The sequence below is a fragment of the Streptomyces chiangmaiensis genome (assembly GCF_036281785.1).
GTDB classification, from domain to species: Bacteria; Actinomycetota; Actinomycetes; order Streptomycetales; family Streptomycetaceae; genus Streptomyces; species Streptomyces chiangmaiensis.
Map to the genome: position 1 here is coordinate 1 of NZ_JAYWVC010000276.1, position 8,900 is coordinate 8,900.

General features: G+C 71.0%; 8 protein-coding genes and 1 pseudogene. 4 read left to right on the plus strand and 5 right to left on the minus strand.

Translation table 11 applies throughout. From position 1 onward, the window contains the following. Together VXC91_RS39575 and VXC91_RS39580 are read right to left on the minus strand one after the other, a co-directional pair. Window positions 1–644: universal stress protein (locus VXC91_RS39575; RefSeq protein WP_329512199.1), on the minus strand; the 644-nt coding region annotated here is incomplete at its 3' end. A gap of 73 nt (window positions 645–717) precedes the next feature. After that, a complete protein-coding gene (locus tag VXC91_RS39580) occupies window positions 718–1,299 on the minus strand; it encodes an Rv1733c family protein (protein WP_329512200.1) in 582 nt (193 codons plus the stop codon). A gap of 411 nt (window positions 1,300–1,710) precedes the next feature. Between VXC91_RS39580 and VXC91_RS39585 the strand changes: the two genes are divergently transcribed. Beyond that, complete coding sequence (locus VXC91_RS39585; RefSeq protein ID WP_329512201.1) at window positions 1,711–2,547, plus strand: universal stress protein; 837 nt, start codon at window positions 1,711–1,713, stop codon at window positions 2,545–2,547. Between the two features lie 16 nt (window positions 2,548–2,563). Here VXC91_RS39585 and VXC91_RS39590 read toward each other — a convergent pair whose 3' ends face one another. Together VXC91_RS39590 and VXC91_RS39595 are read right to left on the minus strand one after the other, a co-directional pair. Next, window positions 2,564–3,052, minus strand: a complete 489-nt coding sequence (locus VXC91_RS39590) for a pyridoxamine 5'-phosphate oxidase family protein (protein WP_329512202.1) — start codon at window positions 3,050–3,052, stop codon at window positions 2,564–2,566. 359 nt (window positions 3,053–3,411) lie between these two features. Further along, a pseudogene (locus VXC91_RS39595) lies at window positions 3,412–4,645 on the minus strand (PEP/pyruvate-binding domain-containing protein); the annotation flags it as partial. 271 nt (window positions 4,646–4,916) lie between these two features. Here VXC91_RS39595 and VXC91_RS39600 point away from each other — a divergent pair. Together VXC91_RS39600 and VXC91_RS47285 are read left to right on the plus strand one after the other, a co-directional pair. Then, window positions 4,917–6,635 (plus strand): GAF domain-containing sensor histidine kinase, encoded by a 1,719-nt coding sequence (locus VXC91_RS39600; RefSeq protein WP_329512205.1) that lies wholly within the window; start codon window positions 4,917–4,919, stop codon window positions 6,633–6,635. Window positions 6,636–6,896: 261 nt separating this feature from the next. Beyond that, window positions 6,897–7,160, plus strand: coding sequence for a CBS domain-containing protein (locus tag VXC91_RS47285; RefSeq protein WP_408057593.1), 264 nt, complete (start codon window positions 6,897–6,899; stop codon window positions 7,158–7,160). Between the two features lie 283 nt (window positions 7,161–7,443). On the opposite strand, the gene VXC91_RS39615 is transcribed toward VXC91_RS47285, so the two are convergent. Then, on the minus strand, window positions 7,444–7,806 hold the full coding sequence (locus tag VXC91_RS39615) for a hypothetical protein (RefSeq protein ID WP_329512203.1): 363 nt from the start codon (window positions 7,804–7,806) through the stop codon (window positions 7,444–7,446). A gap of 449 nt (window positions 7,807–8,255) precedes the next feature. Here VXC91_RS39615 and VXC91_RS39620 point away from each other — a divergent pair, with 449 nt between their 5' ends. Beyond that, window positions 8,256–8,495: a DUF6086 family protein gene (locus VXC91_RS39620; RefSeq protein WP_329512204.1), complete on the plus strand. Its 240-nt coding sequence runs from the start codon at window positions 8,256–8,258 to the stop codon at window positions 8,493–8,495. Window positions 8,496–8,900: the final 405 nt, after the last annotated feature.

Genomic DNA, 8,900 nt, shown 5'->3' on the forward strand with positions numbered 1-8,900 from the left:
GAGGACACCACGGCGACGGGGCACCGGGCATCCCGCAGAAGCAGCGGCGCGACCGTCCCCGGCCCGCCCCTCAAACCCCGGCCCACGACCACCAGCCCGGCGCTCGCGGACCCCTGGAGCAGTGCCTGGGCCGGCGTGAACAGCCGGACATCGGCCAGCACGTGCAGCTCGGGGCACTTCTCCCGCCACGGCCGCAGCGCGTCGGCCAGCAACTGCACCTCCTGGTCCTCCCACGCGCCACGGTCCTCCTCCGGTACGCCGAAAGGCAGTTCTGCGGCGCACGGCGGAAGCTGCCAGGCGTGCACGGCGCGCAGCCGGACATCCCAGAGCCGGGCCGTCTCGCAGGCGAAGTCGACAGCCCCCGCGGCTGGTTCACGGGCGTTCAGTCCGAGCACGATCTCGGCGACGGGGTGCACTGCCTGACGAAGGTCCGGTTGCGGAGGGACGAGGACGACCGGGCACGCCGAGAACGCCGCGGTGTCCAGCCGCTGCACGCCGGCCACGACGAGCTTCGCCGCGTACGGCACCGCGCCGTGCACCTCCCGGAGCGGCAATCCGCGCAACGATGCCTCCTGTTCGGCCCAGCGGACGACGGCCCGGTCGTTCGCCGAGTCGTCGACGCAGGCGATGACGGCTTGCTCCATGACGTACTGCCTCCCTCTTCGCGGACGATCGGTCGCACGGCTTGCCCTCTCGAAGCCGGGGCGCCGCGCTCTTTCAACCGGTCCTGTGGCCCCACTGGGGACCCACCAGGTCCCACTCCCTGGCCCACGCGTCGGCACGCCGCTGGTCGAGACGCCACCGTGCGAAGGCCCCCACGGCCTGGACGGCTCCGATCAGGGCGAGCCCCGCGAAGGCGCCCAGGGCACCCGCCTCGATGCCGGCCTCGCTGGAACTCGTCGAGGCGGTGGCAAGCGTGCCGTGTCCGTCCTGCCGGACCACGACACCGCTCCCGGCCGTCAGGCCGGTGTCGACCGGGGTGAGGCCGGTGCGAGCGGAACCGTCGGGGGCTGTCCAGCGGACCTCTGCGAAGGCCTTGCCGCCCGGCGACCGGAGCGCCGGGGCGTGCTGTGCGACATCGGTGACGAGTACCGTGTGAACGGCGTGTCGCTCGGCCCGCTGTTGCGCGAGCCTGTCGTCGGCGGCATGTGCCGTCAGCAGACGGGCGGCGGTGCCGCCCGGCGCGGCAACCGTCCACGCGGCCGGCACGATCCAGGCCTCGACGACGTCTTCCCGGCGTCGCAGCGGATTGCTCCGCCAGCGCCAGAACGGCTTCCTGACCGGGCTGCGGCATGTCATGTCCGTGCACCTCCTCCAGCGGTCACACCTCGACGGTGGCAGTCCCCACAGCCCCCGGGGACGGGCCGACCAGGTGCACCTCAGGGCCGCTCGGCACCGATCCGCGACCGGCGGGAGGGCAGTTCAGCCCATCGCCGTGGGGAGGAAGCCGATGGCCGAGGCCGCGGTGAGCGACTCGGGCAGGCGAGGATGCAGCTCGAACACACCGCCCAGCCCGGCGGCTCGGAGGATCCGCGGGCTCGCGTACCCGCGCCCCGCGTCGTCCCGTGCCGTGTTCCGAACGGCCCTGTCCCTGAGGGCCGTTCGGCACACCTATGGGTACCCCCGGCTCCTGCCCCGAAGCCCGCGGAGCGACCAGCATCGAGGGTGAAACGCAAACCGGCCGAGTGCGCGCTGAAAGGAAGCAGGGCCATGACTCTCCAGCATCCTGTGGTCGTCGGAGTGGACGGTTCGCTGGTCTCCGTACGGGCGCTGGACCTGGCGGCGGACGAGGCGGCCCGCCGCGGAACCACGCTGCGCGTGGTGTACGCCGTGCCGGACCGCGACGAAGCCCCGCCGGTCCTGGCCTCCGCCGTGTCGCGAATCCACGTGCGGCACCCCGTCGTGCCCGTGGACACCACGGTCGTGGAAGGAGACGCCGTACAGGCGTTGAGCCGCGAGAGCGCGGACGCGGCCCTCACCGTAGTGGGCACCAGGGGACTCGGCGGGTTCGCCGGCCTGGTGTTCGGCGCGGTGAGCCCGCGGCTCGCCGCGCACACGCGAAGTCCGCTGCTCGTCGTACGTGGGGACCGACCCCACGACGACGACCGCCGTGACGTACTGCTCGGCCTGGAGGGCGAAACCGACACGGCGGCGGCCGGCTACGCCCTGGAGGAGGCCGAGCGGCGCGGCGCGCGACTGCGGGTCCTGCACTCCTGGGCGCACCGGCGCACCACCCCCGAACCGCCTTCGCCGATACCTGCGACGAGCCCGGGGCAGCGCCGTCAGGCTCTGGACGCCCGGGCGGAGGAGGCCGTCCCACGCTTCGCCATGGCGGGGTTACGGGAACGGCACCCGGGCGTGGAGATCGAGAGCCGAACGGTTCGCACCGCCCCTGCGCTCGCGCTGGTCGAGGCCAGTAGGGACGCCTCCGTCGTCGTCATCGGATCGCATCGGCCGGACGGCCGCCGCGGTGCCCGTCTCCGGCCGGTCGCCCACGCCCTCCTGCACCGATCGCACTGCCCCGTGCTCCTCGTCCCCACCGGATGACCGGTGCTCCACCGTCCTACGGCCGCCCCTGCCTGGCTCGGTCCTCTTGCGGGCGGCCGTCCGCGGTGAGCAGGAGACCGGTGACCAGGTCCGGGTGGATGCGGATCGCCCGGTCCATGGTCTCGTCCACCCAGGGGCGCAGCATGGCCTGGTAGCGGGCCAGTTCCACGGGGTCGGTCACGAGGTGGGCGTACCCCGTCACCACCACGCTCCAGCCCAGATGCGTGTCCGGGTCGATGCTGTCGGCCTCGTAGGCGACGACGACACCGAGACCGTCCGTCTGCCGGGTGTACGCACTCACTTGGGCGCCCTCGTGGGTGCGGACGACGATGTCGCCCCGGTCCAGGGCGTGGTTGACCGGGCGCACGGTCGGCAGAGCGTGCCGGGTGAAGACGATCCGCCCCAGGGACACGCTGCCCAGCAGGCGCAGTGCCTCGGCGGCGTCGAGCTCGACGCGGCGACGCGGTGGCGCGGTGACGGGCCGGTTGGTGTCGTCGTGGACCATGGCGGGCTTCCGTTGGTATGCGTTCGGGGGGACATTGCCTGGCTGTCGGTCGGCACATGGCCGGAGCGGTACCGCGGGGGATAGGTACCGCTCCGGCGTTCACTGTCTCCCGGGCCAGGGCCCTTTCCCAGGGCCGATGGTCCCCGGTGGGGGACCATGTGGCCTCAGATGTCGCCGGAGGCTTTCGCATCGTCGGCGCCACCGCCTCGCCACGGTGGCGGCGGGGCTTCCCTGCGCGCCGTGTCGGCGCGGTGCAGCGCCCGCTCCAGCTGGGAGCGCAACCGGTCCTGGAGCCGCTCCGCGAGCTGGTGGGGGCCGGCTTCTCTCGCGTGGACGACGATGAGGTGGCCGCCGACCCGGATCGGCCTCGGCGGAGTCGAAGACCGCCGCGCCGACCGCCGCGCCCGGGGAGGCCGGCAGGCCGTGGGCGAGCGGGCCGCCGATGGCGGCGGTGTCGAAGCGCGGGAACATCAGCCGGGCCAGACCTTCGCCGCTCACCCGGGCCAGCGCCTCCGCCCGCGTGATCTGCCCTTCCTCCACCAGTTCGGCGGCGATGGCGAACGCGGCCTCGGCTGTGCGCTTGCCTACCCGGGTCTGGAGCATCCACAGCGTGCCGCGCTCGATGGTGAACTCGATGTCGCACAGGTCCCGGTAGTGCCGCTCCAGGCTCCCCATGTGGTCGCGCAGCCGCCGGTACGACTCCGGGTCCAGGTGCTCAAGGTCGGCCAGGGGCACGGTGTTGCGGATGCCGGCGACGACGTCCTCGCCCTGCGCGTCGGGCAGATAGTCGCCGTACAGGCCGGGCCGGCCGGTCGCCGGGTCGCGGGTGAAGGCGACGCCGCTGCCGGAGTCGGCGCCGAGGTTGCCGTACACCATGCGCTGCACGGTGACGACGGTGCCGAGGTCGTCGGGGATGTGCTCGCGGCGGCGGTAGAACCGGGCGCGCTCGCCGTTCCAGGAGCGGAAGACGGCGAGGATCGCGAGGCGCAGTTGCTCGGCGGGGGACTGTGGGAAGTCGAGTCCGGTTTCGTCCCGGATCAGCCGCTTGTACGTCTCCACCAGCCGGCCGAGGTCGTTCGCGTCGAGATGGACGTCGTCCGGGGCGTCGCGCGCTTCCCTGAGCAGGGTGATGGCTTCTTCGAACAGGGCCGAGTCGACCCCCATCACCGTGCTGCCGAACATCTGGACGAGCCGGCGGTAGGAGTCCCAGGCGAAGCGTTCGCTGCCGGACGTCTTGGCGAGGCCCAGGACGGAGTCGTCGTTGAGGCCGATGTCCAGGACGGTCTCCATCATGCCGGGCATGGAGAAACGTGCCCCGGACCGGACGGACACCAGCAGTGGGTCGTCCGGCTGCCCCAGCCGGCGTCCGGCCGAGTCCTCCAGGGCGGACAGGTGCTGGGCGACCTCGGCCGACATGCCCTCCGGTTCGGCGCCGGTCGCGAGGAAGGCCCGGCAGGCCTCGGTGGTGACGGTGAAGCCCGGCGGGACCGGCAGGCCCATCCGGGTCATCTCGGCCAGGTTCGCGCCCTTGCCGCCGAGCAGGCCGGCCATGTCACGGCTGCCCTCGGCGAAGTCGTACACGTATCGGACCATGGCACCGTTCTCCTCCACACGGCTGGGGGCCCAGGTTCGGGTCCAGCGTCGAACGGGCCCGGACCGGTGGGGCAGGTGCTGTCCGTCCCTTCGTGGGGCCGAACGGCCCTGAGCACGCGGGCACCCCTTTCGCGTCCGTTCACGGCTGGTGCGGCCGGTGGACCGTCAGCTTGCGTGTTCGAACCCGTACCGCCGCACGCGGGAGGCCGGTAGCGTGACCCACTGACTGGAGCGGCCGGTGTCAGCCCGCCCGAAATCCGAGGAGACGCTGGTGGGAAGCCCCGAGGAGGCGCGCGTACGTCTGCCGCAGCTGAGGCTGGACGAGCTGCTGGAGGAGCTGCAGGCACGGCTGGACGCGGCCCGTGGCACCCGGGACCGGGTACACAGCCTCCTGGAGGCGGTGCTCTCGGTCGGGCGGGAGCTGGACCTGGAGCAGGCCCTCAACAGCATCGTCGAGGCGGCTGCGGTCCTGGTCGACGCCGAGTACGCGGCGCTGGGCGTCATCGGCCCCGACGGAAGGCGGCTGTCCGCCTTCCACACGGTCGGCGTCACCGAGGAGCAGATCGACCGGATCGGCCCCTACCCGGAGGGCCACGGCATCCTCGGTGAACTGATCCGCCACCCCGAGCCGTTGCGCCTGGCGAAGATCTCCGATCACCCCGCCTCGTACGGCTTCCCGCCCGACCACCCCCCGATGAACACCTTCCTCGGTGTCCCCATCCGGGTCCGCGACCAGGTCTTCGGCAACCTCTACCTCACCGAGAAGCATGGCGGGACACAGTTCGACGAGGAAGACGTCTCCGTGACCTCGACCCTCGCCGTCGCGGCCGGCGTCGCCATCGACAACGCCCGCCTCTACGAGGAGTCCCGGCTGCGGGAACGCTGGCTTAGGGCCAACGCGGAGATCACCCACAGCCTGATGTCCGGCGGCGGCCGCACCGAGGTGCTCGGCCTGATCGCGGAGCGGGCCGCCGAGATCACCGGGTCGGCGCTGGCCGCGGTGGCGTTCCCGGTGGCGGGCACTGGATCGCTCACCGTGGAGATCGCCGTCGGGCTGAAGGCCGAGGCACACCGGGGGCTGGTTCTGCCCTTGGGGACCACTCTGATGGGCCTTGCCTTCTCCGGCGCCGCCCCGGCTGTCAGCGACGACGTCTCCCACGACGCGCGGATCTCGCAGGAGCCTCCCCGCTTCCAGGGCCTGGGCCCCGCCGTCGGTGTTCCCATCGGCACCGGCGAAGACGGTGTCCGAGGTGTGCTCCTGCTGGCGCGGGAAGCCGGACGGCCGGTGTTCACGGCAACCGAGAGCGAGACCCTCCAGGGCTTCGCGGCCCAGGCCGCCATCGCCATGGAGCTGGCGGAACGACGACAGGACGCGGAGGAGGTCGCGGTGCTCAAGGACCGCGACCGCATCGCCCGCGACCTGCACGACCTCGCGATCCAACGGCTGTTCGCGACCGGGATGACCCTGCAGAGCGCGGGCCGGTTCATCGAGCACAGCGAGGCGGCCGAGCGCGTGGCACGCGCCGTGGACGACCTGGACGAGACCATCAAGATCATCAGGTCGACGATCTTCGGTCTGCGGGCCCGAGAAGACGGCGCCGGGACGGGTCTTCGGGCTCGCACCGTACGGGTGGCCGGAGAGTTGGCCCAGGTCCTCGGCTTCGCCCCGAGCGTCCGCATGGAGGGGCTGCTCGACACCGACGTGCCCAAGGAGATCGCCGACCATGTGACCGCCGTCCTCTCCGAATCCCTCACCAACATCGCCCGGCACGCCCACGCCGACCGCGCCGACGTGAGCCTGTCCACCGACGGACACGAACTGCTGCTGACGGTCAGGGACAACGGTGCGGGCATCCCGCCGGACGGCCGCCGCAGCGGGCTGCGCAACATGGCGGAGCGGGCGGAGCAGTTGGGCGGTCGGCTGGAGTGGGACTGCCCGCCGGACTGCGGTACGACACTGGTGTGGCGGGTACCGGTCACGCAGGCCTAGCGGGCCGGGGAAACCCGGATCCGAAACCGCTACTCGGCTCATGCCCGCCGCGGCGGGCGGCCGAAGCTGGAGGTGTCGTAGAGACGGCACCGAAGCTGGAGGTGTCGTAGGGGCGGCACCGACCCGGAGGTCGCCATGACCGGCAACCCGTATGCCGTGAGCGACGTGATGACCCGCACCGTCCTCGCCGTGCGCCGAGGAGCGGCGTTCAAGGACATCGTGACGGCGATGCGGCAGTGACGGGTCAGCGCGGCCCCCGTCCTGGATGACGAGAAGCACGTCATGGGCCTCGTGTCCGAGGCCGACCTGGTCCGTAAGGAGGAGCTGCGCGACGGTGGCTTCGCCCCGCACACCCTGCCCCTGCGCCCGGACGACCTCACCAAGCCGGCCGCGGCGACCGCCGGAGAGCTGATGAGCGTCCCGGCCGTCACCGTCCGGATCGACGCCACCTTGCCGGAAGCTGCGCGCAGGATGGCGCGGCACGGAGTCAAACGGCTTCCGGTGGTCGACGCACAGCCTGGTTGACGGCGCGCTGCATGAAGCGCAACCCGAGCATCACTCCCAGGACCACCGTAGCCACCATCAACACAAAGGCGATGAGTGCGGCCAACCGCGCGACCTGGTGCACGCCCAAGGCCTCCGTAGTCACCGACGCCCGCAACGAGCACCTCCCCGACGACGACGGTCAGCGGTGTCCTGGACGGTGGGGTCGCCTTTGATCATCCGGTCGGCGTCTGACGCGACAGGCCTTGAGTGAGGGGATGCCGTGGACCAGGGCTGCGTACGCCGGTGGCGCCTGCGCACCGTGTCAGATGCGGCTGAGCACCAGCTTCTCCACGTCGATGAACTTCTGCTCCGGCACGATGGCAGGCGCCGCGAATATCACCATCCGCACCTGGCCAGCGGACCGCTTGGCCGCAGTCATGACCGACAAGCCGTTCGGCTGTGTGTAAAACGTCGCTGCCTGCCCCACACCGGGGACCGGGTGTGCCGGAGCCGGCGCCCCCTTGGCAACGTTGGCGATGAGCTGCGCGGGGGAGAGCACGGGATGGGCACGCGTTTGGACGTCGAGTGCGAAGGCGGCGGAGGAGGAGCCGGGCTTGCCATACCCACACGTATGGCTGACCGAATTGCCGTTCGGCTTCTCGCTGTGGTCCTCGGTGGCGACCACCTGCGAGTGGCTGCTTCCGCCGAGCAGTCTTTTGAGATCGCCTACCGGGAGCAGTGGGCACGCCGCATCGACGGTGGCCGGGGGCACCTTGCGTGATGGCTTGGGCGTCGGCGAGGTGTGGGCGGCACTGGCCGACGCGCCGGTGGTGCGGGTTGACGGCGCGGACGCATTGTCGGTCGAACCCTTGCAACTCGTGCAGGCGAGTATCGCGAGTAGACCCATGGCGAGTGAGCGGGTGGTTTGGGAGGGGCGCAAGGCAGTGACTTTCTAGTTCGGACGGTGCTGGAGTGCATGTGGTTCAACTGTGGTCAACCCGGCACTGGACTGGCCACCTCCTTACTCAGCGCAACAACAACATCTTTTGTCACACAAATCTCAACACTCGGACCAGTGCGCCGACGGGCTCCGCGCTGCCCGACGGATATGTGGGGTGCGATTCGGATGGTCTTGTGGCCAACGCCCCCCGGGGCGAGTGCGACGTAGACCTGCCGGTCTTCCGGGCGTTCGTCGAGCGTCTGTACCGCGGCTACGCGTCGACCTCGAGTCCGCACATACACGGCTTCATGCGCAGTTTGCTGATCACCTCGCTGATCCTCCTGGAGAGCGCAGGGACTCCCCTCGCACTGAAGCCGGAGCATGAGGAGGCGTTCAGGGAGGAGAGGGCCACCCTCACACGGGCAATGGGGTAGGAAACTTCGATCCCGTGAGCCGACCTCGATCCTTCCGACCAACACGCTTTCCAACTGTCCGCATGACCGTACGGGGGTGTCCGTAGAGGTTCGAGCGGCAGGTCAGGCAGGGTGCACGTACGGCGGTGAACTGGGGCGTCCGCAAGCGCACTGGACAAAGACCAGGACAACGACACCTCGTGCCGGAAATCCAAGCGCTCGTGGCACCCGACCGCGTTGGCGCCGTCCCCGTAGGTTCACCCTCTACGCCTGCGTGTCGCAGCGTTCGCAGGGCCTATACCCGGCGGCTTCCGGCGCACCGGCCGGTGCCCAGGCGCTCGCGTTCGATCACCGCTTTAGGAGCGAGGTTGAGCGACTCCGAGGCTGACCTGCGGAAGTAGCACGTCGGTGGACATGGGGTATACA